The following is a 25912-nucleotide window of genomic DNA, read 5'->3' as shown; positions in this document are numbered from 1 at the left end:
GCGGAGGTCATATGAAAATCACTATAGATGCCGTTGACCGCAAGATTCTTGCGGCGGTGCAGAAAGACGGGCGGATCAGCCTGACTGACCTTGCGGAACAGGTGGGTCTGTCGGCCACGCCCTGCAAAAGGCGGCTGGCCCGGCTGGAGGAAAGCGGGATCATCGCCGGTTATCACGCACGCGTCGATCCGGTGGCCAGCGGCTTTGGCATCACCGTCTTCGTCTCGGTCGAGCTGGAGCGTCAGCAGGTCGATCAGCTGAGCCGGTTCCAGCGCGCCGTGGCCGGGTTCAATGAGGTGGTGACCGGGGTGCTGATGACCGGCAGTCAGGATTTCCTGCTGGAGGTCGCGGTGGAAAGCCTTGAGGATTACGAGCGTTTCCTGCAGACCCGGCTGCTGAAGCTGGAGGGGATCCGGGCCGTCCGCTCACGCTTTGCGCTGCGGAAATTCATCGACAGATCGCGCATTCCCTGACCGTTCCCCACCCTGGCTGCTGCGCTTGAACGCGCCCGGGCTTTGCCCTGTCCATTTGACATAGGCACGGTGAAAGGCACTGGGTTCGCTATAGCCCAGCTCGGTGGCGACTTCGGCCACGGTCATGTCCTGCTGCAACAGCCGCTGCGCCAGAACCGAGCGTAACTCGTCCTTGATCGCGCCAAAGCTTTGCCCGTCGCGTCGCAGCCGCCGCCGCAGCGTGGCGGGCGAAAGTTGCAGCATCGCGGCGGTATCTTCGAAGCCCGGCCAGTCGGCGGGCGGAACCGCGCCCAGCCTTGCCCGGATCCGGGCCGAGATGTCGTCATCATGGCGATAGCGGATCAGCAGATTGGCCGGCGCGCCGCGCAGGAAACTGTCCAGCGCCGTTTCGCTGCGGACAATCGGCAGCGACAGGTAAGAGGAATCGAAGACCAGATCGGTCTGCGCCTGACCAAACAGCACCGGCGCGCCGAAAAAGCTGCGATAATCCTGCCGGTCCTTGGGCGCGGGGCAGGCAAAGTCCAGACGTTGCAGCGGGATCCTGCGGCCAATCAGCCAGCAGGCGACGCCCATCAGGATCAGCCAATAGGCGCGATAGGCAAAGGCCGGGCGCTGCGCCGTGTCGCGCAGGCTGATCACGGCCAGACCATCCGCGACCGTCAACCGGCCATGCGGCTGATCCAGGATCACGTTCAGAAATTGCAGCGCGCGGCGCAATGCGCGCTCCAGATTGCTGCAGGGCAGGATCGCCTGGCACATCAGATCGAAGCTGCCCGGCCGCATCGCCCGTTCCCCCAGACCGAAGAATTCGCAGCGCAGCTCTCGGGCGATCTGCCACCACAGCCGCCCGTATTCGCGATTGGTCACCGGCCGGTCGATATGCTGCGGCAGTCCGACCGTATCCAGCAGCGCAGCGGTGTCCACGCCCTGACCGGCGGCGATCCGCAGCGCGTCGCGGACAAATCCCGGCGTGATATTGGCGCGTTCCATGCTGATCCGAATATTGCAAAACCGATCATCAATATCTGCATCCAATGTCATTGTTTGCAATATCTCAGGCGGTAAAATCGGCGCATCATGACGTCAGGCCCGGCGTGGGCAGCGCCGCGCCCGACGCACATCCGCGCAGCAGTCAAAGGATAAAGCCATGCAGATCGAAGATCGTGTTTTCCTGATCACCGGCGGAGGCTCTGGCCTTGGGCATGCGGTGGCGCAGATGGTGGTTCAGGGCGGCGGCAAGGCCGTGCTGCTGGATGTGAACGATGAGGCCGGTCAGGCTGCGGTGGCGGAACTTGGCCCGGCGGCGATCTTTCAGCGGACCGATGTGACCAGCGACGAACAAGGGCAGGCGGCGATTGCGGCGGCGCTGGACGCCTTTGGCCGCATCGATGTGCTGGTCAATTGCGCGGGCGTGGCGCCGGGCGAAAAGATCCTGGGCCGCGACGGGCCGCACCGGCTGGACAGCTTTGCCCGTGCCGTGTCGATCAACCTGATCGGCACGTTCAACATGCTGCGCCTTGCGGCCGAGGCGATGCAGAAGAATGAGCCCGGTGCCTCGGGCGAGCGTGGGGTGATCGTCAACACGGCCTCGATCGCGGCCTATGACGGGCAGATCGGGCAGGCGGCCTATGCCTCGTCCAAGGGGGCGGTGGCCTCGCTGACTTTGCCCGCCGCGCGCGAACTGGCGCGGCACGGGATCCGTGTCGTGACCATCGCGCCGGGCATTTTTGCCACCCCGATGATGAAGGGCCTGCCGCAAGAGGTGCAGGATTCGCTGGGCGCTGCCGTGCCCTTCCCCTCGCGTCTGGGCGATCCGGCGGAATATGCTGCGCTGGTGCGCCATATTGCCGAAAACCAGATGCTGAATGGCGAGGTGATCCGTCTGGACGGCGCCCTGCGCATGGCCGCGAAATAAGGAGGATATCATGTCATCTGCTGATCCCATCGTCATCGTCGGCGCCGCCCGCACCCCCATGGGCGGGTTTCAGGGCGATCTGTCCGGCGCCACGGCCGCCGATCTGGGCGCCGCCGCGATCCGCGCCGCCGTGGACGGCGCCAATATCGTGCCCGAAGCGGTCGAGGAAATCATCATGGGCTGCGTCCTGCCTGCGGGGCAGGGGCAGGCACCCGCCCGTCAGGCCGCAATCAAGGCGGGCCTGCCGCTGGGCGCGGGTGCCACGACCATCAACAAGATGTGCGGATCGGGCATGAAGGCCGCCATGCTGGCCCATGACCTGCTGCGCGCCGAAACGGCCGATGTCATGGTCGCGGGCGGGATGGAAAGCATGACCAACGCGCCCTATCTGCTGCCCAAGGCGCGGGGCGGCTTTCGCATGGGGCATGGGCAGGTCATCGACCACATGTTCCTGGACGGGCTTGAGGATGCCTATGACAAGGGCCGCCTGATGGGCACCTTTGCCGAGGACTGCGCCCAGTCCTATAAGTTCACGCGCGAGGCGCAGGACGAATTTGCCATCACCTCGCTGACACGCGCGCAGCGGGCGATCGAAGACGGGCTGTTCGCGGCCGAGGTGACGCCGATCACGGTGAAGGCCGGTCGGTCCGAAGCCGTGGTCAGCATTGACGAGCAGCCGTGCAAGGCACGTCTGGACAAGATCCCGTCCCTGCGCCCCGCCTTTCGTGAGGGCGGCACGGTGACGGCGGCGAACTCCTCGTCGATTTCGGATGGTGCGGCCGCGCTGGTGATGATGCGCCTGTCAGAGGCCGAGCGTCGCGGCCTGACCCCGCGCGCGGTCATTACCGGTCATTCCACCCATGCCGACAAGCCGAACCTGTTCCCCACCGCCCCCATCGGTGCCATGCGCAAGCTGGCCGAAAAGACCGGCTGGGATCTGAAGAATGTGGATCTGTTCGAGGTCAATGAGGCCTTCGCCGTCGTGGCGATGGCCGCCATGCGCGATCTGGATCTGCCCCATGACAAGGTGAATATCCACGGCGGCGCCTGCGCGCTTGGCCATCCCATCGGCGCTTCGGGCGCGCGGGTCATGGTCACGCTGCTGAACGCGCTGGAAACCCACGGCATGAATCGCGGCATCGCCTCGCTTTGTATCGGTGGCGGAGAGGCGACCGCCGTCGCAATCGAAAGGATCAACTGATGATATTGACCGACATACAGGAACAGATCCGCGACGCCGCGCGCGATTTCGCGCAAGAGCGTCTGGCGCCCGGCGCGGCGGAACGTGACGCCGAAGCCCGCTTTCCGCGCGAAGAACTGACCGAGATGGGCGAGCTGGGCTTTCTGGGCATGCTGGTGCCCGAAGAATATGGCGGATCGGATCTGGGCACGGTCGCCTATGCGCTGGCGCTGGAGGAAATCGCGGCGGGCGATGGCCCCTGTTCGACCATCGTTTCGGTCCACAGCTCGGTCGGCTGCATGCCGATTGTGAAATACGGCACCGAAGAGCAGAAGCAGAAATACCTGCCGAAACTGGCCTCGGGCGAATGGATCGGCGGTTTCGCCCTGACCGAGCCTTCGACCGGGTCGGATGCCGCGGCGATCAAGACGCGGGCGGTACGCGACGGCGATCATTACGTGCTGAACGGGTCGAAGCAGTTCATCACCTCGGGCAAGAATGGCAAGCTGGTCATCACCTTCGCCGTGACCGATCCCGAGGCCGGCAAGAAGGGCATCAGCGCCTTCATCGTGCCCACCGACACGCCCGGTTACGAGGTCATGACGGTCGAAAAGAAGCTGGGGCTGAACAGCAGCGATACCTGTGCGCTGTCCTTTACCGATATGCGCATCCCGGCCGAGAACCTGCTGGGCGCCGAGGGCGAGGGGCTGAAGATCGCATTGGCCAATCTGGAAGGCGGGCGCATCGGCATTGCCGCGCAATCGGTCGGCATGGCGCGGGCGGCCTTTGACCACGCCCGCGACTATGCGCGTGAGCGGATCACCTTTGGCAAGCCGATCATACAGCATCAGGCGGTGTCCTTCTTGCTGGCCGATATGGCGACGCGGATCGAGACCGCGCGGCAGATGGTCCTGCATGCCGCCGCCCTGCGCGAGGCGGGTCTGCCCTGCCTGACCGAGGCTTCGATGGCGAAGTTGGTTGCGTCGGAAATGGCCGAGAAGGTCTGCTCTGATGCGATCCAGATCCATGGCGGCTATGGCTATCTGCGCGATTACCCGGTCGAGCGGATCTATCGCGATGTGCGCGTGGCGCAGATCTATGAGGGCACCAGCGAGGTGCAGCGGCTGGTCATCGCGCGCAGCCTGTAAGGCGCAGAGATGGCCGCAGCCGGTCGGGCTGCGGCTGTTGCTTGCGGGTCAGGCCGCGAGCGCGGCATAGATGCCCTTGCGGGCCAGCAATTGCGCGTGGCTGCCGATTTCGGCGATCTGGCCATCCTGCATGACCACGATCCGGTCGGCATTCCGGATCGTGCCAAGCCGATGCGCGATCACCAGCGTCGTGCGCCCCACGGCCAGCGCATCCAGCGCGGTCTGGATCTCGCGTTCGGTCTGGCTGTCCAGGGCGCTGGTCGCCTCGTCCAAGATCAGGATCGGCGGATTTTTCAGGAAGGCGCGGGCGATGGCCACGCGCTGTTTCTGGCCGCCCGACAGCATCACCCCACGTTCCCCCACTACGGTCTCCAGCCCGTCGGGCAGCGTCGCGATCAGCGATGACAGCTGCGCCTGCGCGGCGGCCTGACGAATTTCCTCATCGCTGGCGCCAAGGCGGCCATAGGCGATATTCTCGCGCAGCGTGCCGCCGAACAGGAAGACATCCTGACTGACCAGCCCGATCTGCCGACGCAGGCTGTTCAGCCGCATCTGGGACAGCGGCAGCCCGTCCACGGTGATCTGTCCCTGCGTCGCCTCGTAGAACCGTGGCAGCAAGGCCAGCAGCGTCGTCTTGCCCGCGCCGGAATGACCGACAAAGGCCACGGTTTCGCCCGCGCGGATCTCCAGATCTATCCCGCGCAGGATCGGCCGGTCGGGATCATAGGCGAAGCCCACGTCCCGAAAGCTGATATCGCCGCGCAGGGCGGGCGCGTCGATCGCATCCGGGGCATCCGCGATCTCGGGATCGGTGGCCAGCAATTCCTGATAGCGGCGAAAGCCCGCAATGCCGCGCGGATAGGTCTCGATCACGGCGGCGATCTTTTCCAGCGGGCGATAGAACACCCCGACCAGCAGCAGGAAACCGACAAAGCCCCCCGTCGTCAGATCGCCCGACAGCACAAAGCCCGCGCCGACGACCATGACGATCACCTGCACCAGCCGCAGCCCCATATAATGCAGCGCGGATGAGGCCGCCATGACGCGATAGGCATCCAGTTTCGCCTGCCGATAGCGGGCATTATCGCCCGCGAACAGATGCGTTTCATGGCTTTCATTGCCAAAGGCCTGCACGACGCGGACGCCGCCAAGGGCCTCTTCCAGGCGCACGTTGAAATCGCCGACGCGGGCATAGATGGCCTGCCATGTGCGCGTCATCCGGCCGCCGTAAAACACCACCAGGGCCAGCATTGCGGGCACGATCAGCGCCACGATGACGGCCAGTTGCGGATTGATCCAGAACATCAGGGCAAAGGCCCCGACAAAGGTCATGATGGCGATAAAGGCGTCCTCGGGGCCGTGATGGGCGACCTCTCCGATCTCTTCCAGATCGCGGGTCACGCGGGCGACCAGCTTGCCGGTGCGGGCGCGGTCATACCAGCGCCATGACAGCCGGGTCAGGTGATCGAAGGCGCGGGCGCGCATCTCGGTCTCGATATTGATGCCTAGCTTGTGACCCCAATAGATCACCACGGTCAGCAGCCCCGCATTGACGGCGTAGAGCGCCAGAAGGCCCACCGCCGCCGCGATGGTCAGCGACCAGTCGCCCTGTGGCAGAAGGTGGTCGATAAAGCCGGTAATGGCGACGGGAAAGGCCAGCTCCAGCAGGCCCGACAGCACCGCACAGCCGAAATCCAGCCAGAACAGACCCATGAAGGGGCGATAATAGGAAAAGAAATCGCGCAGCATGTCTCGTCTCAGGCAGGAATGGCAATCGGGCTGCCGTCATCGCGGGTCAGCACCTGCATCGGTAAACCATATATATCGCGCAATGTCGCGGGCCGCATCAGGTCCAGGGGGCTGCCCTGCAGCACCACGCGCCCGCCCTTCAGTGCGACGATATGATCGCAGAAACGCGCCGCCATATTCACCTCGTGCAGGACGATGACCGCGCTGCGGTTCTGGGCGTGGCACATGCTGCGCACCAGTGCCAGCACCTCGACCTGATGGGCGATGTCCAGCGCGCTGATCGGTTCGTCCAGAAGCAGGGTTCCGGCCTCTTGCGCGACCATCATGGCCAGCCAGACGCGTTGTCTTTCGCCGCCCGACAGCGTGTCGACCAGACGATCGGCAAAGGCCTCGATCCCGCATTCGGCCATGGCATCGGCCACGGCCCGATGATCGCGCGGCCCGAAGCGGCCAAGCGCGCCGTGCCAGGGATAGCGGCCAAGGGCGACAAGCTCGCGGACCAGCATCCCTTCGGCCGGCGGGGGCGTCTGTGGCAGGAAGGCCAGACGGCGAGCATAGTCGCGGGGGTGCCAGTCGGCCAGCGGGCGGCCCTCGAACGTGACTTGCCCACGGGCCGCGATCTGCCGTGCAAGCGCCTTCAGCAGCGTCGATTTGCCCGATCCGTTATGGCCGATCAGCGCGATGGCACGACCTGCTGGCAGGTCCAGTCCGATCCCGTCCAGAAGGCGGCGGCCCGGGACATCCACAGTCAGATCGTTGATGTGAAACAGGCTCATCTGCCGGACCTCATCAGCAGCCAGATCAGCCAGGGCGCGCCGATCAGCGACGCGAAAAGGCCAAGCGGCAATTCATAGGGAAAGCCGGCCATGCGGGCGCCGAAATCGGCGGCCAGCATCAGGGCAGCGCCGATCAGGGCCGCGCCGACGATGTGATCTTCGGGCCGGGCAAGGCCAAGGCGGCGGGCCAGATGGGGCGCCATCAGCCCCACGAAGGACAGCGGCCCGACAAGCACCGTCGCGGCGCCCGTGGCCAGCCCCGCAAGCAGGATCAGCAGCGGTCGCGCCCGGCGCAGCGGCAGGCCAAGCCCGCCCGCGATACCTGCGCCCAAAGGCAGCACGCCCAGCCAGCGACGCGCCGCCAGCGCAAAGGCCAGAAGCGTCACGGCAAGCCCCGCCAGCGCCAGTGCGACCGGGCAGGGTCACGGCAGAGGACGACCCGCTGAGCCAGCCCAGAACCGCCCAGGATCGCGCATCGCCGACCGCCATCAGGGCCGCCAGCACCGACGATGCCAGCGCCGAAACCGCGATCCCGGCCAGCAGGATCCGCTCTTCCGGCATGTCGCGGCGGCTGACAAAGGACAGGACCAGCGCCAGCGCGACCGCGCCGCCCGCCATGGCGCCCAGTCCCAGCATCGCGCCGCTGGGCGCCGCCACCAGAAAGATCACCGCCGCATAGCCCAGCGAGGCGCCGCCCGAAACGCCCAGAACCTCGGGCGAGGCCAGCGGATTGGCGGTCAGCCGTTGCAGGATTGCGCCCGCAAGTGCCAGCGCCGCCCCGGCCGAGACGGCGGCAATCAGGCGTGGCGCGCGCATCGGCAGAAAGGCGCGGAAGCTGTCCCAGTCCAGCACGGCCCAGCCGCCCGGCACGCGCCCGATCCAGATCAGCACCAGTGCCGACAGGATCAGGCCCGTGGCCATCGCCATCAGCAGGCGGCGGGGATGGGTGCGGCGCGGGGCAGGCCCCTCGGACCTCTCGCTCCCCGGCGGGGTCGAGCCGCGCAGCCGTGGCAGCAGCCAGATCAGCAGCGGGCCACCGATCAGGCCGGTGATGGCGCCGGTTGGAAACATCTCGCCCCCCTGTCCGGCGATCAGCAGGACCAGCCCGTCGCATAGCGACAGGATCAGCGCCCCGATCAGCGGCGACAGCGCCAGCAACGGCCCGATGCCGCGCGCGCCCATCGTCCGCGCCAGGGCCGGGGCGGCCAGACCGACAAAGGCGATCAGGCCCAGCTCAGCCGAGACGCTGGCCGAGATGCAGACCGCCAGTGCCACCGCCGCGATCCGCACGGCCGAGACGTTCAGCCCCAGGCCCGCAGCCCCGTCACCGCCCAGCGACAGGACGCGCAAGGGGCGCGCCAGCAGCGCGGAACCGGCGCCGCCCAGCAGCAGAACCAGCGTCAGCATCCGCGCGCCTGACCAGTCCTGCTGCACCAGCGATCCGCCATTCCAGATCACCAGCGACAGCAGATATTGGCCCTGCGACAGGGTGACGGCGGTGGCAATCGCGCTGGCCGTCATGCCGACCAGCATCCCCGCAATCACCATCGTCACCGGCGCAAAGCCCCGCCGCGCCCCGATGGCCAGCACCAGCAGCGCGGCCAGACCCGCCCCGGACATGGCCACGGGCCAGCGGCCAAGGGTCAGCAGGCCGGGCGCAAGGATGGTCGCCAGCACCAGCGCCAGCTGCGCCCCGGCCGAGATGCCAAGCGTCGTCGGATCGGCAATCGGGTTGCGCAGCACCGCCTGCAGGATCGCGCCCGACAGGCCAAGCGCCGCCCCCGCCAGCAGCGCCACCATCCCGCGCGGCATCATGCCAAAGGCGATCAGGATTTGCGGCAGGCTCATGCCCTGCGGATCGAAGGGCAGGGTGGGCCAATTCGCGACGGGCAGCATCTGCCCTGCGGCGGCGAACCACAGCAGCAGCGCCGTCGCCGCGACAAGCGGCAGCCAGAGGCGCAGGGCGCGCGTCATGTCCATGCCATCGGCCCTGCCTCGAATGCCTCTGTCAGCAGCCGGGCGAAACGCAGCGCGGCGGGCACCGCGCCAAAGGCGTTGACATCGGGCAGCAGGTAAAGCCGTCCCCCGGCCACCGGCGGCAGCGCCCGCCACAACACGCTGCGGCGCAGCCCGTGCAAGGCGGGTGGCGGGATCTGTCCGACGATGACCAGCCGCGCCTCGTGCATGGAGGCCAGCCGTTCGAGCGGGACAGGGGCCATGAAGCTGAATGCCGTGGCCTCGTTCCAGGCATTTTGCAGGGCAAGCCGTGTCAGCGTGCTGCCAAACAGGCTGTCATGGCCGAACGCCTGCACATGCCGCGCATCGCCGATATGCACCAGCGCGACGGGCCGGTCGGAGAAGGGACGCAGGCGCCGCGCCAACTGGTCCAGTTCCGTCTGCGCCCGGTCTGCGGCGCGATCGCCTGCGGGGTCGTCCTCGACGGCCTCGGCCAGCGTGTGAAGGGCCGCGACGGCCTTGGGCAAGGGCGGCTCTTGCGGCGTATAGAAGGGCAGGTTGACCACCGGGGCCAGCGTCTGCAGCCGGGTCTGATAGCGGATGTAATAAGGCGAGGTCAGGATCAGGTCCGGGCGGGTCAGTTGCAGCAATTCGAAATTCGGCGCACCGCGCAGCCCCAGATCGACGACATCATCGGGAATGGCCGGGCTGATCGCATCTTCGCGAAAGCGGATCAATTCGCAGGCGGCCACGGGCATGTGGCCGATGGCCACCGCCGTTTCCAGCATCGCCCAGTCAATCGCCGCCAGACGCGGTTTCGCCCGCGCGGCACGGGCTTGCAGCGGAAAACCCGCCGCCAGCAGGGCGCTGGCGGCGGTCAGAAAGGCACGGCGGTCGGGCCGGAAAACGGCCCTTCTTTCTACCATTTGTAGGTGACTTTGGCGGTCAGCGTCCGCCCTTCGCCATAAAAACAGCCAAAGGCGCCGCAGGTGGCCACATAGGTCTTGTCGGTCAGGTTCGTCAGGTTCAGCGAGGCTTCGACGTTGTCATAGCTATAGGATGCACCCAGATCGACCAGCGTGACGGCGTCCAGATCGTAAAGATTGGCCTCGTCCCCGAAACGCTTGCCCAGATGGCGGATGCCGCCGCCCGCCGTGATCCCATTGCCGAAATCGCGGTTCAGCCACAGGCTGGCCAATTGCCTGGGCGCGTTCGGCATCTCATTGCCGTTATTCTCACCGGCCACGATCTCGGTATCGTTATAGGCATAGCCCGCGCGCAGATCCCAACCGGTGCCGATCTCGGCCGTGGCCTCAAGCTCCAGCCCGCGCGATTTGACCTCACCTATCTGGCGGTCGAAGGGCACGCCATCCTCGACCACGCGACGGGTCGCATTGGTTTCGCGCAGATCATAGATCGCGGCGGTGAACAGACCGTTAAAGCCCTGCGGCTGGTATTTCACGCCCAGTTCCCATTGCCGCGCCTTGGTCGGCTTCAGCTTGTTGCCATCGCCATCCGTCCCGATCTGCGGATCGAAAGAGGTCGCATAGCTGGCATAGGGCATCACCCCATTGGCAAAGACGTAGCTGAGACCCGCGCGACCGGTCGTGGCCCGGTCCACCTGATCGGCATTGGTGACGCCCGCGACGCTGTTGTAAGAGGTCCCGCTTTGTTCGGCCCGGTCATGGCGCAGCGCCAGCGAGCCGCGCCAGTTACCCGCCGTGATCTCATCCTGCGCATAGATGCCGATCTGCTCCAGCGTCAGGTCATTCGTGGCGACATACCAGGGCGTCGTCGGTAATTGACTACTATAGACCGGATTGCGCCAGTTCAGGCCGGGACCGGACAGGAAATTCGTTTCGTTATCAGCGTCATATTTGCGGATATCCAGACCGAACAGCAACTGATGGGTCACGCTGCCGGTCGTCACCTCACCCGACAGCCGGGTGTCCAGATTGATGCCCGAGGTATCCTCGGACTGGCGGGTATAGCCTTGGGCGATCTCATCGCCGATCAGGCCGCTGACATAGGTGTTGGTATAGGTCCAGTCGAGCTTCTCGTACCGAAAACCCTGGCTGAGGGTCCAGCCATTCTCAAGCTCGTGGCTGACCTCGACGCCGAAATTCGCCATCTTTCGGTCGCTGTCATCCCAGTTCGGATTGCCGGTATACAGGTCGCGCAGCCGCTCGCCCTCGCCGATCCGGGTCAGCTCATAGGGCACGCCGGTCGGCGAAATCGGGCTGTCCTTGAGGTAAGAGGCGATGACATCGAAAGTGGTGAAATCGCCCGGCTGCCAGCGCAATGCACCCGCCAGATAGCCGCGTTCATTGGTCAGCTCTTCGATCTGGGTTTCGTCGTCGCGCGCGATCCCGGTCAGGCGCCAGGCGAAACTCTCGGACTGCGCCTTGTTCATGTCGAAGAACAATTGCCCCGCGCCATTGCTGTCATAGCCCAGGCCGACCTCGCCAAAGTCGTAATCCTGCGCGCGTTTCTGAACCTGATTGATGATGCCCGCCGGGCTGCCCGCACCGTAAAGCGATGAATTCGGTCCTTTCAGCACCTCGATCTGCTGCAGCCCGTAAGTTTCAAACGCCGGAGAGCCCAGATAGCGCAATTGCCGCAACCCGTTCACATATTGCGCATCGTCGGCGGCAAAGCCGCGAATGGTCGGGCTGTCGAACCGCGGATCGGTGCCAAAGGGCTCACCCAGAACGCCAGAGGTATAGGACAGCGCCTGACCCAGGGTCTGGGCGCCCTGATCCTCGATCTGCTGGGTGGTCACGACGGACACGGATTGCTGCATCTCGGCCACCGGCGTGTCCGATTTCGTCGCGGACTGACTGTAATCGCCGACATAGCCGTCAGGCTGGACGCTGACATCAGTCGTGGCCGTCAGGGTGATCGGGTCCAGAAGATAGGGGTCATCCGCCTCTTGCGCATTGGCCGAAGCGATGGAGAGAAGGCTCGCACTGGCGAGGGCGGCGGCGCGGACACTGAGAGACATGACAACCCTTATGAGCTACGGAATTCGCGGCCATCTGATTAAAACGCTCAGGATTGTCAATTGTTGACTGAAACTCTTTGGAATGCTGTGGCGGATATGTCGTTAGCGCAAACTGATGGGCTTGGGTAGGGTGAGGTCAAGGCGGGTGTCAGAAGTGCCATGAGCGCCCGGTGGTGTCTGTCCAGCGTTGCGCTACGCGGTTCGGCTTATCTGAACGGCCATCCTCGCGCGCCAGTCCTTTTGGATGGCCGTTCATCACATACGAAAGCAAAATCCCATAAGGGCGTGTTTGGAACGGGCCTGGCGCACCGGGTCTGACTCCTTGCGACTCCGTTGTGTCTGGAGTGTCAAAACCGGTGTCAGAAACGCGAAAAGCGCCCCGGAGGGAGCGCTTTTTCGTTTGCCTCCAACCACTTCAGGTGAGGTTGGCTCCGGCGGTAGGGATCGAACCTACGACCAATTGATTAACAGTCAACTGCTCTACCGCTGAGCTACGCCGGAACACGAGGCGGGATATAGCAACGTGTTTCAGGGCCGTCCAGAGGGTCCGCGAGGATTTTTTACAGAAAGGTGAACTTTGTCCCGGCCGTCAGATCGCCCTCATGCGACAGCGCGCCGATATCGGTCAGGGCGATCAGATGGGCCAGCACGTTGCGGGTTGCTGCGGGCATCATCGGCGGGGGCACCTCATAGATGCGTTGGGCAAGATCGCTGGCCGTGGCGGGGCGGTCGCGCAGGGCGGCAAGGATCTGTGCGGTGCGCTGGCGGCGATGGGCGGCCAGTTCCGCGATTCGGACGGCAGGGGTGTCGATGGCATCGCCGTGGGCGGGATAGAAGCGGTTGGCGCCAAGCTGGTCCAGACGCTCCAGCGAGCGCAGGTAGTCGGCCAGATCGCCATCCGGAGGCGAGATGATCGTCGAGGACCAGCCCATCACGATATCGCCGCAAAACACCGCGTCATTCCATTGAAAGCAGAGATGCCCGCCGGAATGGCCGGGCGTATGCAGGGCGCGAAGCTGCCATTCCTCCGTCGATACCACCTCCCCGTCGCGCAGAAGCCGGTCGGGGGTAAAGGTCAGGTCCAGCCCCTCGCCGCCGCCGACCTCGCCGCTTTGCGCCAGGCGCTGCATGCTGGGTGAGCGGCCTGACAGGGCATCGCCAAAGGCCAGGATCGGCGCGCCTGTCATACGGGCAAGCGTGGCGGCACCCGCGCTGTGATCGCGATGGGCATGAGTAATGAGGATATGGCTGATCCGCCCTTTGGCCGCCTCCTCTATCGCCATCAGATGGCCCGGATCGTCAGGGCCGGGGTCGATGACCGCGACCTGATCTTCCCCGATCAGGAAGGTATTGGTGCCCGACCCGGTGAGGGGCGAGGGGTTCGGCGCCAGGATAAGGCGCGGCTCTTTCACATCGGCAATCATGGCGATAGCCTAGCGCAGAACAGGCGGGTGTCCATGGCGAACCAGAGCGAAACAGGCTGGCTGAAACGATTTGTGCCGCGCGGCATCTATGGCCGGGCCGCGCTGATCCTGTTTCTGCCGGTGGTGGTGGTGACGCTGGTGGTCAGCGTCATGTTCCTGCAGCGCCATTTCGACGGCGTGACGCGGCAGATGACCGCCAGCATGGCCCGCGAACTGACCTATGTATCGCAGCAGATGAACATGGCGGCGAATTCGCCCGCATCGCTGCTGACCGGGCAATCCATCGGCGCGCCCCTGGGGCTGTCGGTCTATGTTCCGGCGATCAGCCCCCGGCATGACCGGCGCATGTTCTATGACTTCTCGGGTCGTGCGGTCATTCAGGAATTGCGCGATACGGTGCCGAATATTCAGGGCATCGACCTGGCCACGAATGACAAGCGCGTTGCGGTGCGGATGAAGGGCCGCAACGGGGCCTATACGATTGCCTTCGACCGCCGCCGGGTCAGCGCCTCGAACCCGCATCAGCTTCTGGTGCTGATGATGTTCACCTCGCTGCTGATGACCGGGATCGCGACCATCTTCCTGCGCAACCAGCTGCGTCCGATCCGGCGTCTGGCGCAGGCGGCCGAGGAATATGGCAAGGGCCGGATGGTCCCCTATCGCCCCTCGGGCGCGACCGAGGTGCGCAGCGCGGGCACGGCTTTTCTGGACATGCGCAACCGGCTGGAGCGGCAGAATGACCAGCGCAAGCTGATGATTTCGGGGATCAGCCATGATCTGCGCACGCCGCTGACGCGGATGCGGCTGGCGGTGTCGATGATGTCGCAGGATGCGCCGCCCGATGACGAGGATATCGCCGCCATGGAAAGCGATATCGCAGAGATGAACCGGATGGTGGACGCGTTTCTGGATTATACCCGCGATGAGGCGCTGGAGGACGCGGCAGAGCCGACCCACGTGAAAGAGTTCCTGTCCTGCATCGTCGCGGATGCCGCGCGTGCGGGTCGCGATGTCGAATTGCTGCGGGTCGAAGGCGATGCCGAGGGGCTGGCGACGTTCAGGCCCGACATGCTGCGCCGGGCGATCGACAACCTGATCGGCAATGCCGCGCGCTATGGCACCAAGGTTCAGGTCGATGCCGCCCTTGGACCGCGCAGCCTGCGCATCGGGATCGAGGATGACGGGCCCGGCATCGCGCAGGAAAGTCACGAGATGGTCATGCGGCCCTTTACCCGGCTGGATACCGCGCGCAGCCGGAATGGCGGGCAGGGGGCCGGTGCCGGGCTTGGTCTTGCCATTGCTGCCGATGTGGCGCGCGGGCATGGCGGTCAGCTGCGTCTTGGCCGGGGAAGCCGCCTTGGCGGGTTGCGGGCTGAGATCGTGATTCCCCGCTAGGCAATGCCGCCTGTCCACCACAATAGATTGAGGCGAAATTTCTTTCCCGGGAAATATATCGTATTCTCGCTGTCATATTGAACGAAGGGGACAGCCGCCCTAAATTGGCCAGAAGCAGGGGCTGCAAGCCGCCATCATGGGGCTGCGGCTTCGGGCAGGAAAGGATACAAAGAATGAACGAATTTGCTTCACAGACCTATCCGGTGCTGCCGCTGCGCGACATCGTGGTGTTTCCCCACATGATCGTGCCGCTGTTCGTGGGCCGGGACAAATCGGTCCGCGCACTGGAAAGCGTGATGGAGTCCGACAGCCCGATCCTTCTGGCCGCACAGAAGGACGCATCCGTCGATGAGCCGACCGAAGACGGGATCTACCGCACCGGTGTTCTGGCCAATGTGCTGCAATTGCTGAAACTTCCCGATGGCACCGTAAAGGTGCTGGTCGAGGGGCGCGAGCGGGTGCAGATCACCGAATTTGTGCCGAACGAAGACCATTTCGAAGCTGCCGCCATCGTGCTGGCGGAAACCGATGGCGATGACGCGACCGTCACCGCCCTTGTGCGCACCGTCGCCGATGAGTTCGAGCGTTACGTCAAGGTCCGCAAGAACATCCCCGAAGAGGTCGTGACCGCCGTAGCCGAAGCCAAGGTGCCCGGCAAGCTGGCCGATCTGGTCTCGGGCCATATGGGGATCGAGCTGGATCACAAGCAGGATCTGCTGGACACGCTGGACGTGGCGGAGCGGCTTGAGAAGGTCTATTCGCATATGCAGGGCGAAATGTCGGTTCTGCAGGTCGAGAAGAAGATCAAATCCCGCGTCAAGACCCAGATGGAGAAGACGCAGCGCGAATACTATCTGAATGAGCAGATGAAGGCCATTCAGAAGGAATTGGGCGATGGTGAGGACGGTCAGAACGAGATCGCCGAGCTTGAGGAAAAGATCGCCAAGACCAAATTCAGCAAGGAAGCGCGCGACAAGGCGGAATCCGAGCTGAAAAAGCTGAAGTCGATGTCGCCGATGTCGGCCGAAGCGACGGTCAGCCGCAACTATCTGGATTGGCTTCTGGCGCTGCCATGGGGCGTGAAGTCGCGCACCCGCAAGGATCTTGGCCGCGCGGAAGAGGTTCTGAATGCCGATCACTATGGCCTTGAGAAGGTCAAGGAACGGATCGTCGAATATCTGGCCGTGCAGTCGCGCAGTCAGAAGCTGAAAGGTCCGATCCTGACGCTGGTCGGGCCTCCGGGTGTGGGAAAAACCTCGCTTGGCCGGTCGATTGCGAAGGCGACGGGCCGCGAATTCATCCGCATCAGCCTGGGCGGCGTTCGTGACGAATCGGAAATCCGCGGTCACCGCCGGACCTATATCGGTTCGATGCCCGGCAAGATCATTCAGGCGCTGAAAAAGGCCAAGACGACCAACCCGCTGATCATGCTGGATGAGATCGACAAGATGGGTCAGGATTTCCGCGGCGATCCTGCCAGCGCGATGCTGGAGGTGCTGGACCCCGAACAGAACTCGACCTTCGTGGACCACTATCTTGAGGTGGAATACGATCTGTCGAATGTCATGTTCGTGACCACGGCCAACAGCTATAACATGCCCGGCCCGCTTCTTGACCGGATGGAGATCATCCCGCTTTCTGGCTATACCGAAGATGAAAAGCGCGAGATTGCCCGTCAGCACCTGCTGTCCAAGCAGATCAAGGCCAATGGCCTGCGCAAGGGCGAATTCGAGGTGACCGATGACGCGCTGACCCATGTGATCCGCTACTATACCCGCGAGGCGGGCGTGCGGTCGCTGGAGCGTGAAATCGCGAAACTGGCCCGGAAAGCCGTGACCGAGATCCTGAAAGGTCAGGTCAAATCGGTGACGGTGGATGCCGCAAAGGCCGAGGAATATCTTGGCGTGCGCCGTCACCGCTATGGTCTGGCCGAGAAAGAGGATCAGGTCGGTGTCGTCACCGGTCTGGCCTGGACCTCGGTCGGGGGCGACCTGCTGCAGATCGAGGCGTTGAAACTGCCGGGCAAGGGTCGCATGAAAACGACCGGCAAGCTGGGCGATGTGATGAAGGAATCGATCGACGCGGCGGCCAGCTTCGTCCGCTCGGTCGCGCCGGAAATCGGGGTGAAGCCGCCGGAATTCGAGCGGCGCGACATCCACGTCCACGTGCCCGAAGGCGCGACGCCCAAGGACGGCCCCTCGGCCGGTCTGGCGATGGTGACCTCGGTCGTGTCGGTCATGACGGGCATCCCGGTTCGCAAGGATGTCGCGATGACCGGCGAGGTGACCTTGCGTGGCAACGCGCTGGCCATCGGCGGCTTGAAGGAAAAGCTGCTGGCGGCGCTGCGTGGCGGCATTAAGACCGTGCTGATCCCGGCCGATAATGAAAAGGATCTGGCCGAGATCCCGGATAATGTGAAAACCGGTCTGACGATCATCCCGGTCAGCAATGTCCGCGAGGTGCTGAAGCACGCGCTGGTCCGCATGCCCGAGCCTGTCGAGTGGGATGAGGCGGCCGAAGAGGCCGCCGAAGCCGCCCGTCTGGACGCCCGCAAAGGCGGCTCTGGCGGAAGCGCCGTCGCCCACTAACCTGCACGAATAAATAAATACTAAGGTCGGATCGTCCCCTCGATCCGGCCTTTTTCGTTCTTCCGTCTTTGCATTTTAATTGACGTAACGTAAGCTATCAGACACGAAAGGACTTTTTTTCATATTTTGGAGATAGATCGTTATGATAAAGCGTTCCGATCTCGATGGTGGACGATCAGACGCGAAACCCCCTGACAGGCACGCTCCACAACCGGCGAAAGTCGTTCAGAAACGGGATTTCGTCGATCGTGTTCTGTCAGCGAGTGGCGCGAAAAAGGCAGAGGCTCGCCCGGTGATCGAGGCGACCCTTGATCAATTGGGACGTGCGCTGGCAGAGGGAGAGACGCTTGCCGTCCCGCCCCTGGGGCGTGCGCGCGTGACACTGGAAAAGGATTCGCGCGGGGGGGAAGTCATCACCTTGCGGCTTCGTCGCAAGCCTCCGCGCGACTGAACAAGGATTTCACAGCACCAAGCCTATTGCAGACGGTAAATCTTGCTGCTACATGCTTCGCCCACGGGTGATTAGCTCAGTGGTAGAGCGCTTCGTTCACATCGAAGATGTCAGCGGTTCAAATCCGTTATCACCCACCATCATTCTGCGGGTCAGAAGCCCGTCCGGGTCGCCCATCGGCGACCCTTTTCATTTGGATCAGCGCCATGCCGAGGACCACCGATATTCCCGATCTTTACCTGCTGCGACATGGTGAAACCGAATGGAACGCGGCGGGCAGAATGCAGGGTCGGCTGGATTCGCCTCTGACCGAAAAGGGGCGGGCGCAGGCCATGCGGATGGCGGAACTGATCCGCGATATGCCGGGGCAAAGGTTCTGCAGCCCGCAGGGGCGGGCCGTGGAAACCGCGCGCATCGTCTTTGGCGATGACGATTTCATCACCGATCCGCGTCTGGCGGAAATTGACATCGGCCAGTTCACCGGCCACCTGATCGCCGATCTGCGCGCCGTCCATCCCGATATATTTGCTGATGACCGGCTGGGCTGGTATGACCGCGCCCCGGGCGGAGAGCATCTGGCGGGTCTGGAACGGCGTGTCGCGCCATTTCTGGCCAGTCTGCAGGGGCCGGCCATCGTCGTCACCCACGGCATTACCTTGCGCATGCTGCGTCTTCTGGCCATGTCGCGCCCCTCGTCGCGTTTCGAAGAGCTTCCCAGTGAGCAGGGCGCCGTCCATGTCATCCGCAAGGGGCAGCACGAGATCTGGCGCCCCTGAATAAAATCGCGCGACCCTCTGGCGCTGCCCGGAAACTGGCGATAAGAGAGGCGCGGGCGGGCGGTTAGCTCAGTTGGTAGAGCGCTTCGTTTACACCGAAGATGTCGGGGGTTCGAGTCCCTCACCGCCCACCATGATCCCCCATCTTTGCCCGATTTTCGACGCGCACGCACTTTACCGAAGGCCGGGCATCACCGCGCCTTTCCCAGGAAATATGGCCGCCGACCCGCCATCCGCGTTTCAGCGGCGGTCCGAGGGCGCCGGCGGCACCGGCTGCGTCACCAGATATTTCTTGCGCTTTTCGTAGAAGGCATTCCCGCCTGCGACCAGAACGTAATGCATGTTCTTGTAGGGGAAGGTGTAGCCATAGGTGTGGAAGAATTTCGCGTTCTGCACCAGCGGATGACGCTCGCCGCGCAGCACGGCGCTTGCGGCCTCTTGCACATCGGGCAGCGCGGGAGAGTTCATCTTGCGGGTCATCACGCCGGGCGCGAACTGGTTCTTCTGGCTGACGACGCCGCAGACAGTATTGGGATATTTCTCGGATTCGACGCGGTTCATCACCACGCTGCCAACGGCGACCATGCCATCGCGGCTGGACCGGTTCGCCTCGAAATAGATGGCGCGCATCATGCAGTTCATGTCATCGCGCGAGGTGCCCCGGCTTTCAGGCGCACCGCCGCCTCCGCCGCAGCCTGCCAGCGCCAGAAGTGCCACGGAAATCACCGCGGCATGCCGCGTCTTCGTTTTCAGGATTTTCATCAGCTTGTTTTTTGTTGTCACTGCCCGTTGGCGCGATCTTGGCGCGAAAGGGCATTCTCTTCAAGCTTTTCGATACGCCTCTGGTGACGCGGCGCCGTTGCGCCGATCACGGGCGCGGGCCGAAAAGGAGAAAGACCGCCTTGCGGCGGCCTTGATCTTTGACCGGATGTCAGCGCCGCGTTTGCAGCAGGCCCATGATCTCTTTGGTCTTTTCAAGGATCGGGGTCGCCACGGCCGCCGCGCGGTCCGAGCCGTCGGCCAGAATGCGGTCGATCTCTGCCGGGTCGGACATGAATTCGCTCATCCGGCGGGTGATGGGTTCCAGCGTGGTCACGGCGACCTCTGCCAGCGCAGGCTTGAAAGCGCCAAAGCCTTGACCCTCGAAGCGGGTCAGAACCTGATCCGGGCTCTCATCCGACAGGGCGGCATAGATATTCACCAGATTGCGGGCCTCGGGGCGGTCCTTCAGGCCCTCCATGCTGCCCGGAAGCGGGTCGGCATCGGTGCGGGCCTTGCGGATCTTCTGGGCGATGGCGTCGGCATCGTCGGTCAGGTTGATGCGGCTGGCATCCGAAGGGTCGGATTTCGACATTTTCTTCGACCCGTCCCGCAGCGACATGACGCGGGTGGCGACGCCTTCGATCAGCGGTTCGGTGATCGGGAAATGCTGAACGCCGTAATCATGGTTGAACTTGGCCGCGATGTCGCGGGTCAGTTCCAGATGCTGTTTCTGATCCTCGCCCACCGGGACGGCCGTCGCCTGATAGGTCAGGATGTCGGCGGCCATCAGCGCCGGATAGGCCAGCAGGCCGAGGCTGGCATTTTCGCTGTTCTTGCCGGCCTTGTCCTTGAACTGCGTCATCCGGTACATCCAGCCGACGCGGGCCACGGTGTTGAACAGCCACGCCATTTCGGCATGGGCGCTGACCTGGCTTTGGTTGAACAGGATCGAGCGTGCCGGATCGACGCCCGCCGCCAGAAAGGCCGCCGCCGCCTCGCGCGTGCGCTGCGGCAGGACCTGCGGATCCTGCCAGACGGTGATCGCATGCAGGTCGACGATGCAATAGATCGTCTCGGCCTCGCCCCCCTGCAGGGCGGCGAAACGCTTCAGCGCGCCCAGGTAATTGCCCAGCGTCAATCCGCCCGAGGGCTGGATTCCCGAAAAGATACGCGGGGTAAAGCGGCTATTTGTCGTCTCGCTCATGTCAGGCCTGCTTGGATTTTCCCTGGGCTTGGCTTAGCTGCTGCCTGCAACGACCGCAACCGTGAAGGAAACCAGATGCGTCATCAGGTGAATGAGTCTCCGATCAATCCGCTGCCGATGACGGTCTGGATGCTGGCCCTGCCGATCATCGCCAGCGAGATCGTCTTTGCGCTTGGCAAGGCGGGGGTGATCGGAGGCGCGCAAGGGGTGGGCCTGCGGCTGACCGCGCTGCAATTCACCGCCTTCGCGCCCGAGATGATCCAGCGCATGTGGCAGGTGGGCGTGGTGGACTGGTCGCAGCTTTACCGGCTGCTGAGCTTCAGCTTCATCCATGTCAGCTTTACCCATGCGGCCTTTGTCGTGGCCTTTACGCTGGCCCTTGGCAATATGGTGGCGCGTGAATTCCGGCCCTGGGCGGTGATCGCGCTGTTCTTCGGCTCGGCGATTGGCGGGGCGATCATCTATACGGTCATCATCTCGGCCCTTGGGCTGCGGACGGAACCGCTGATCGGCGGCTATCCGGCGGTCTACGGGCTTGTGGGGGCGTTTACCTTTCTTCTGTGGGCGCGGTTGGCTGCGGCCAATGCCAACCGGAGGCGCGCCTTTACCCTGATCGGGATGCTGCTGCTGTTCCAACTGGTCTTCGGGCTGGTTTTTGGCGGCGCCGGTCTTAGCTGGATCGCGGAAGTCGCCGGGTTCTTTTGCGGCTTCGGGCTTAGCTTTCTGCTGGTCGATGGCGGGATTCAGCGCGCGCTGCGCCATATTCGTCAGCGCTGACAGGCGGGGCGCGTTCAGCCCCGCTTGACCGCTGATTTCAGCTCTGACAGGCGGGCGGCGCCGGTGACAAAGCATAGCGAGAAATAGATCGCCGCCCCGCCAAAGACCAGAATGGCAAGGCCGGGAATGCGGCCGATGCCGCTGGAGGCCAGCCAGGTTTTCATGGCCCAAAGCGCTGCGGCCATCAGCGCGGATGACAGGATGATCCGGGGGATGGCGCGGCGCAGGCGGGCATCGGCCTGCGCTGCCTGACCCATCTTGCGGGTGCCCCACCACAGCTGCAGCACCATGACCCAGGCGGCGATGGTGGTGCCAAGCGCCGCTGCCAGAAAACCGATGAAGGGCATCAGCCCGAAGGCCGCAACCGCATTGACCACCATGGACATGACCGCGAAACGGAAGGGGGTCCTGGTATCCTCGCGCGCGAAGTAAAGCGGTTGCAGGATCTTTTGCAGCACGAAGGCCGGCAGCCCAAGCGCATAGACCACCAGCGCCCGAGAGGTCATGATCGTGTCATGCGGCGTGAACTGGCCGCGCTCGAACAGGGTCGAGACCATGGGCTGCGCAATGACCGCAATGGCAAAGGCGGCGGGCAGGGTCAGGAACAGGCCGAATTCCGTGGCGCGGTTATAGGCCGACTGACCGCCCGCGTGATCCTCGGCCCGCAGCCTTCGGGCCAGTTCGGGCAGCAGCACCACCGCGACGGCGGCGCCGACCACGCCAAGGGGCAACTGGTACAGCCGGTCGGAATAGGCCAGCCAGCCGATCGCGCCTTCGAAACGCGATCCGACCTGACGCCCGATCAGCAGGTTCAGCTGGACCACACCACCGGCAAAGGCGGCGGGCAGGGCGACGGCCAGCAGCCGTTTCATGTCCGGCGACAGGCGGGGGCGGCGCGGCACGAAGGTCCAGCCGGTGCGATGCGCGTCCCACCAGACCATGCCAAGCTGGGCGATCCCGGTGATCGGCGTGGCCCATGCCAGCGTCAGCCCCAGATCCCATCCCAGCCGGTGGCCCAGAAACATGGCGACGATGAACAGCAGGTTCAACAGCACCGGAGCCGCCGCCGCCGCCGTAAAGCGGCCATTCGCGTTCAGCACGCCCGAGACCATCGAGGCCATCGAGATCAGAAGGATATAGGGAAAGGTGATGCGCCCATATTCGACCGCCAGATCGAAGCGCTCATCGCCCACGAATCCCGACGCCATCAGCCAGACCAGAACCGGCATGAAGATCATGGCCAGCGCCGACAGGATCAGCACCACCATGAAAAGCCCTGAAAACGCCTCGGATGCGAAACGCTTTGCATCTTCGGGGTTTTCCAGCCTTTTGGAAAACATCGGCACGAAGGCGGTGTTAAAGGCGCCCTCGGCAAAGAAGCGGCGGAACATGTTGGGCAGCGACAGCGCAATCAGAAACGCCTCGGCCACGGCACCGGTGCCCAGCCATGCCGCCATCAGGATGTCGCGCACAAAGCCCGACACGCGAGAGATCAATGTCCAGATTCCCACCGACAGGAAACCCCGGACCAAACCGGATTTCATCTTATTCCGCCTCTGCCCTTTTCGCGCCGTCGGCAATGGCCTTGCGCAGCTTCTTTTCCAATGCGTCGCGCTTGGCTTCGCTGTGTAATTTCAGCCCGAACATATCCTTCACATAGAAGCTGTCCACAACCTGCGCCCCATAGGTCGCGATCACCGCGCTGACAATCTGGATATGGTTCGAGGCCAGCGTGCGGGTCAGATCGTAAAGCAGCCCCGGACGGTCGCGGGTGTCCACCTCGATGATCGTATAGATCTCGCTGCCCTCATTGTCGAAGGTGACATGGGTGGGAAAGCGGAATTCGCGATTGCGCTTCTTGGGCTTGTCGCGACGGGCAAAGGCCTCATGCGCGACGATTTCACCGGCCAGCGTCTTATGGATGGTCTGGCGCAGACGGGGCAGGCGGTCATCGTCGAAAGGGTGGCCCTCGGCATCCTGCATCCAGAACACGGCCGTCGCATAGCCATCGCGCGTGGTATAGGTGCGCGCATCGACGATATTCGCCCCCATCAGCGACAGCGCCCCCGCGAGGCGCGAGAAGATGCCCGGATGATCGGCCAGCACAAAGGCCGCACGGGTAGCGTCGCGGTCCACATCCGCGCGCAGGTCGATGCGGATTTCATCGGGGCCGATCTTGCGCAGCATTTCGGCAAAGACGGCCTGTGTCTCGGTCGGCAGACCGGGCCAGTAGCTGTCGTAATGGCGGGCGATTTCCGCGCGCAGTTCCTTGGCTTCCCATCCCTTCGCCACCAACATGTGACGCAGGCCCCGCTTGGCCTCGTTCTGCCGCTTGTCGCGGTTCAGCTCTTCCAGACCGTTTTCCAGCACCTCGGCTGTCTGTTTATGCAGGCGACGCAGCAGGTCGGCCTTCCAGTTGTTCCATGTTCCCGGCCCGACGCCGCGAATGTCGCAGACCGTCAGCACCAGCAGCATGTCCAGACGCCTGCGGGTTTTCACCACCTTGGCGAATTCCTTCAGCGTGCGCGGGTCCGAGATATCGCGTTTCTGCGCCATGTCGGACATGACAAGGTGATTGCGCACCAGCCATTCGACGGTGTCGATATCGTCTTGCGGAAAGCCAAAGCGCGTGGCCACGCGCCGCGCCAGACGTGCCCCAAGGATCGAGTGGTCTTCGGGGCGCCCCTTGCCGATATCATGCAGCAGCGTGGCCAGATACAGCACACGCCGGTTGACCCCGGCCTTCATGATCTCATGCGAGATCGGCAGATCGTCGGGATGTTCGCCACGTTCGATTTCCGCCAGCGCGGCGACGCATTGGATGGAATGTTCGTCCACGGTGTAGTGGTGATAGACGTTGAACTGCATCATCGCCACGACGGGTTCGAATTCGGGGATGAAGGCGCCCAGTACGTCCAATTCGTTCATCCGCCGCAGGCCGCGTTCGGGATTGCCGTGTTTCAGCAGCAGATCCATGAAGATCCGGATGGCTTCGGGATCTGCGCGCAGTTGATCGTCGATCAGATCCAGATTCGAGGCGACCAGCCGCATGGCATCGGGATGGATCAGGATGCCGGTGCGCAGCGCCTCTTCGAAGAGGCGCAGGATGTTCAGCGGATCCTTGAGGAATTCGTTTTCATTCACGATGGCCAGACGGCCATGCAGATCGTAAAAACCCGGCTTCATCTTGCGGCGACGGCGGAAGAGGCGACCCAGAAAGGGCGCGCTGCGCACATGGCTTGCTTCCAGCTGTGTCAGAAAGACCCGCGTCAGCTCTCCCACCCGGGTGGCATGACGGAAATAGGTCTGCATGAAATGCTCGACCCCGCGCCGGCCTGCGGCATCGCGATAGCCCATGCGGCGGGCGACCTCGACCTGCATGTCAAAGGACAGCACTTCCAGCGGCCGGCCCGCGATCAGATGCAGGTGACAGCGCACCGCCCAGAGGAAATCCTCGGCCTGCCAGAAGGCGCGATGTTCCTCGCGGGTAAAGACGCCCAGATCGACCAGTTCGACGGCGCGATCAACGCGGTGGATATATTTGGCGATCCAGTACAGCGTTTGCAGGTCGCGCAGACCGCCCTTGCCCTCTTTGACATTCGGCTCCAGCACGTAGCGCTGGCCGCCCTGACGCTGATGGCGGGCGGAACGCTCTTCCAGCTTGGCCTCGATGAATTCGGGCACGGTTTTCGAAAAAAGCTCGGCCCACAGCCTTTCGCGCAATTCCTCGGCCAGCGGGGCATGCCCGGTGACAAGGCGATGTTCGACCAGCGAGGTGCGGATCGTCATATCGGCTTCGCCCAGACGCAGGCAATCATCGACGCTGCGGATGGAATGACCGATCTTCAGCTTCAGATCCCACAGCATATACAGCATGGATTCGACCACGCTTTCCGCCCAGGGCGTGATCTTCCAGGGGGTGAGAAACAGCAGATCGACATCCGAGGCGGGGGCCATCTCGGCCCGGCCATAGCCCCCGACGGCCAGAACCGCCAGTCGGTCATTGTCGGACTGGATTTGCAGCGGATGCAGATAGGTGATCGCGACATGATGGATGGCGGTCACGATGCTGTCGGTCAGGGTGGCGATTGCGCGGACGGTTTCGCGGGCGGCGCGTGGATGGCCGGAAAAGCCTGCCTCGATATCGGCCATCGCCGTCTGCCTGGCGGCGGACAGCAGGGCCACGGTCTTGGCGCGAATGTCGCGGGGCTCTGTCAGCCCGGCCAGCGCCTCATCCATGCTTGGCAGGAAGGTCTGCGGATCAAATACGGCATGCGCCCCGGGCAAGGCCGGGGCGCTTTGAACCGAATTGTCATTCGACGGATCGGGCAAGA

19 protein-coding genes, 3 tRNA genes and 1 pseudogene are annotated in these 25912 nt (G+C 63.9%); 11 read left to right on the top strand and 12 right to left on the bottom strand.

The features are described 5' to 3' along the window. Positions 1-11: 11 nt before the first annotated feature. Complete coding sequence (locus JHX87_RS06540) at positions 12-473, top strand: Lrp/AsnC family transcriptional regulator (RefSeq protein ID WP_271883351.1); 462 nt, start codon at positions 12-14, stop codon at positions 471-473. Here the strand turns inward: JHX87_RS06540 and JHX87_RS06535 are convergent. Then, positions 426-1463, bottom strand: coding sequence for an AraC family transcriptional regulator (locus tag JHX87_RS06535; protein ID WP_271883350.1), 1038 nt, complete (start codon positions 1461-1463; stop codon positions 426-428). The two genes, JHX87_RS06540 and JHX87_RS06535, sit on opposite strands and share 48 nt — an antisense overlap. A gap of 157 nt (positions 1464-1620) precedes the next feature. Between JHX87_RS06535 and JHX87_RS06530 the strand changes: the two genes are divergently transcribed. From JHX87_RS06530 to JHX87_RS06520, 3 genes are read left to right on the top strand one after another with little or no spacing between them, the layout of a single operon-like run. Next, complete coding sequence (locus tag JHX87_RS06530) at positions 1621-2388, top strand: 3-hydroxyacyl-CoA dehydrogenase (protein WP_271883349.1); 768 nt, start codon at positions 1621-1623, stop codon at positions 2386-2388. 10 nt (positions 2389-2398) lie between these two features. Further along, positions 2399-3589, top strand: a complete 1191-nt coding sequence (locus JHX87_RS06525; protein ID WP_271883348.1) for an acetyl-CoA C-acyltransferase — start codon at positions 2399-2401, stop codon at positions 3587-3589. Then, entirely contained in the window at positions 3589-4716 is a 1128-nt protein-coding gene (locus JHX87_RS06520) for an acyl-CoA dehydrogenase family protein (RefSeq protein WP_271883347.1), read from the top strand. The genes JHX87_RS06525 and JHX87_RS06520 overlap by 1 nt, the downstream gene beginning before the upstream one ends. 48 nt (positions 4717-4764) lie before the next feature. On the opposite strand, the gene JHX87_RS06515 is transcribed toward JHX87_RS06520, so the two are convergent. The 7 genes and pseudogenes from JHX87_RS06515 to JHX87_RS06485 form a co-directional block, all read right to left on the bottom strand. Beyond that, positions 4765-6465 carry an ABC transporter ATP-binding protein gene (locus JHX87_RS06515; protein WP_271883346.1) on the bottom strand — a complete coding sequence of 567 codons (1701 nt, stop codon included), beginning with the start codon at positions 6463-6465 and terminating at the stop codon, positions 4765-4767. Positions 6466-6473: 8 nt separating this feature from the next. Beyond that, positions 6474-7241: an ABC transporter ATP-binding protein gene (locus tag JHX87_RS06510; RefSeq protein WP_271883345.1), complete on the bottom strand. Its 768-nt coding sequence runs from the start codon at positions 7239-7241 to the stop codon at positions 6474-6476. After that, positions 7238-9215: pseudogene (gene fhuB, locus JHX87_RS06505) on the bottom strand (Fe(3+)-hydroxamate ABC transporter permease FhuB). The gene JHX87_RS06510 and the pseudogene fhuB overlap by 4 nt, the downstream one beginning before the upstream one ends. Next, complete coding sequence (locus JHX87_RS06500) at positions 9212-10123, bottom strand: iron-siderophore ABC transporter substrate-binding protein (protein WP_271883344.1); 912 nt, start codon at positions 10121-10123, stop codon at positions 9212-9214. Before JHX87_RS06500 ends, fhuB begins: the two are co-directional and overlap by 4 nt. Continuing rightward, the gene (locus JHX87_RS06495; protein WP_271883343.1) at positions 10117-12201 is read right to left on the bottom strand and encodes a TonB-dependent siderophore receptor; all 2085 of its coding nucleotides are present in this window, start codon (positions 12199-12201) and stop codon (positions 10117-10119) included. Before JHX87_RS06495 ends, JHX87_RS06500 begins: the two co-directional genes overlap by 7 nt. Before the next feature lie 426 nt (positions 12202-12627). After that, a tRNA-Asn gene (locus tag JHX87_RS06490) sits at positions 12628-12702 on the bottom strand. Positions 12703-12761: 59 nt separating this feature from the next. Beyond that, positions 12762-13625 (bottom strand): MBL fold metallo-hydrolase, encoded by an 864-nt coding sequence (locus tag JHX87_RS06485; RefSeq protein WP_271883342.1) that lies wholly within the window; start codon positions 13623-13625, stop codon positions 12762-12764. A 33-nt stretch (positions 13626-13658) separates the two neighbouring features. Between JHX87_RS06485 and JHX87_RS06480 the strand changes: the two genes are divergently transcribed. The 6 genes from JHX87_RS06480 to JHX87_RS06455 all read left to right on the top strand — a co-directional run bounded on the left by JHX87_RS06480 (position 13659) and on the right by JHX87_RS06455 (position 18969). Beyond that, positions 13659-15020 (top strand): ATP-binding protein, encoded by a 1362-nt coding sequence (locus JHX87_RS06480; protein WP_271883341.1) that lies wholly within the window; start codon positions 13659-13661, stop codon positions 15018-15020. A 173-nt stretch (positions 15021-15193) separates the two neighbouring features. After that, positions 15194-17608, top strand: a complete 2415-nt coding sequence (lon, locus tag JHX87_RS06475; protein WP_271883340.1) for an endopeptidase La — start codon at positions 15194-15196, stop codon at positions 17606-17608. 142 nt (positions 17609-17750) lie between these two features. After that, the gene (locus tag JHX87_RS06470) at positions 17751-18059 is read left to right on the top strand and encodes an HU family DNA-binding protein (RefSeq protein WP_271883339.1); all 309 of its coding nucleotides are present in this window, start codon (positions 17751-17753) and stop codon (positions 18057-18059) included. A 65-nt stretch (positions 18060-18124) separates the two neighbouring features. Continuing rightward, a tRNA-Val gene (locus tag JHX87_RS06465) sits at positions 18125-18199 on the top strand. Between the two features lie 66 nt (positions 18200-18265). Then, positions 18266-18835 (top strand): histidine phosphatase family protein, encoded by a 570-nt coding sequence (locus JHX87_RS06460; RefSeq protein WP_271883338.1) that lies wholly within the window; start codon positions 18266-18268, stop codon positions 18833-18835. A 58-nt stretch (positions 18836-18893) separates the two neighbouring features. Next, a tRNA-Val gene (locus JHX87_RS06455) sits at positions 18894-18969 on the top strand. A gap of 106 nt (positions 18970-19075) precedes the next feature. Here the strand turns inward: JHX87_RS06455 and JHX87_RS06450 are convergent. Together JHX87_RS06450 and trpS are read right to left on the bottom strand one after the other, a co-directional pair. Further along, complete coding sequence (locus JHX87_RS06450; protein ID WP_377776015.1) at positions 19076-19597, bottom strand: cell wall hydrolase; 522 nt, start codon at positions 19595-19597, stop codon at positions 19076-19078. Positions 19598-19766: 169 nt separating this feature from the next. Then, positions 19767-20801, bottom strand: coding sequence for a tryptophan--tRNA ligase (gene trpS / locus JHX87_RS06445; RefSeq protein ID WP_271883337.1), 1035 nt, complete (start codon positions 20799-20801; stop codon positions 19767-19769). Positions 20802-20876: 75 nt separating this feature from the next. On the opposite strand from trpS, the gene JHX87_RS06440 reads away from it, so the two are divergent. Beyond that, entirely contained in the window at positions 20877-21578 is a 702-nt protein-coding gene (locus tag JHX87_RS06440; protein ID WP_271883336.1) for a rhomboid family intramembrane serine protease, read from the top strand. A gap of 14 nt (positions 21579-21592) precedes the next feature. Here the strand turns inward: JHX87_RS06440 and murJ are convergent, their stop codons facing one another. Together murJ and JHX87_RS06430 are read right to left on the bottom strand one after the other, a co-directional pair. Next, complete coding sequence (gene murJ, locus JHX87_RS06435) at positions 21593-23122, bottom strand: murein biosynthesis integral membrane protein MurJ (protein ID WP_271883334.1); 1530 nt, start codon at positions 23120-23122, stop codon at positions 21593-21595. 1 nt (position 23123) lies between these two features. Continuing rightward, on the bottom strand, positions 23124-25910 hold the full coding sequence (locus tag JHX87_RS06430; protein ID WP_271883331.1) for a [protein-PII] uridylyltransferase: 2787 nt from the start codon (positions 25908-25910) through the stop codon (positions 23124-23126). Positions 25911-25912: the final 2 nt, after the last annotated feature.

The organism is Paracoccus fistulariae, from assembly GCF_028553785.1.
Classification (GTDB): domain Bacteria; phylum Pseudomonadota; class Alphaproteobacteria; order Rhodobacterales; family Rhodobacteraceae; genus Paracoccus; species Paracoccus fistulariae.
This window is presented reverse-complemented; position numbering and strand designations above follow the sequence as displayed.

Excerpts from the sequence above, each read along its gene's own strand:
- JHX87_RS06485 (WP_271883342.1), bottom strand. The coding sequence starts at position 13,625 with ATGATTGCCGATGTGAAAGAGCCGCGCCTTATCCTGGCGCCGAACCCC.
- JHX87_RS06535 (WP_271883350.1), bottom strand. The coding sequence starts at position 1,463 with ATGGAACGCGCCAATATCACGCCGGGATTTGTCCGCGACGCGCTGCGG.
- JHX87_RS06510 (WP_271883345.1), bottom strand. The coding sequence starts at position 7,241 with ATGAGCCTGTTTCACATCAACGATCTGACTGTGGATGTCCCGGGCCGC.
- JHX87_RS06480 (WP_271883341.1), top strand. The coding sequence starts at position 13,659 with ATGGCGAACCAGAGCGAAACAGGCTGGCTGAAACGATTTGTGCCGCGC.
- murJ (WP_271883334.1), bottom strand. The coding sequence starts at position 23,122 with ATGAAATCCGGTTTGGTCCGGGGTTTCCTGTCGGTGGGAATCTGGACA.
- JHX87_RS06530 (WP_271883349.1), top strand. The coding sequence starts at position 1,621 with ATGCAGATCGAAGATCGTGTTTTCCTGATCACCGGCGGAGGCTCTGGC.
- lon (WP_271883340.1), top strand. The coding sequence starts at position 15,194 with ATGAACGAATTTGCTTCACAGACCTATCCGGTGCTGCCGCTGCGCGAC.
- JHX87_RS06495 (WP_271883343.1), bottom strand. The coding sequence starts at position 12,201 with ATGTCTCTCAGTGTCCGCGCCGCCGCCCTCGCCAGTGCGAGCCTTCTC.
- JHX87_RS06450 (WP_377776015.1), bottom strand. The coding sequence starts at position 19,597 with ATGAAAATCCTGAAAACGAAGACGCGGCATGCCGCGGTGATTTCCGTG.
- JHX87_RS06525 (WP_271883348.1), top strand. The coding sequence starts at position 2,399 with ATGTCATCTGCTGATCCCATCGTCATCGTCGGCGCCGCCCGCACCCCC.
- JHX87_RS06520 (WP_271883347.1), top strand. The coding sequence starts at position 3,589 with ATGATATTGACCGACATACAGGAACAGATCCGCGACGCCGCGCGCGAT.
- JHX87_RS06440 (WP_271883336.1), top strand. The coding sequence starts at position 20,877 with ATGCGTCATCAGGTGAATGAGTCTCCGATCAATCCGCTGCCGATGACG.
- JHX87_RS06515 (WP_271883346.1), bottom strand. The coding sequence starts at position 6,465 with ATGCTGCGCGATTTCTTTTCCTATTATCGCCCCTTCATGGGTCTGTTC.
- trpS (WP_271883337.1), bottom strand. The coding sequence starts at position 20,801 with ATGAGCGAGACGACAAATAGCCGCTTTACCCCGCGTATCTTTTCGGGA.
- JHX87_RS06540 (WP_271883351.1), top strand. The coding sequence starts at position 12 with ATGAAAATCACTATAGATGCCGTTGACCGCAAGATTCTTGCGGCGGTG.
- JHX87_RS06460 (WP_271883338.1), top strand. The coding sequence starts at position 18,266 with ATGCCGAGGACCACCGATATTCCCGATCTTTACCTGCTGCGACATGGT.
- JHX87_RS06470 (WP_271883339.1), top strand. The coding sequence starts at position 17,751 with ATGATAAAGCGTTCCGATCTCGATGGTGGACGATCAGACGCGAAACCC.
- JHX87_RS06500 (WP_271883344.1), bottom strand. The coding sequence starts at position 10,123 with ATGGTAGAAAGAAGGGCCGTTTTCCGGCCCGACCGCCGTGCCTTTCTG.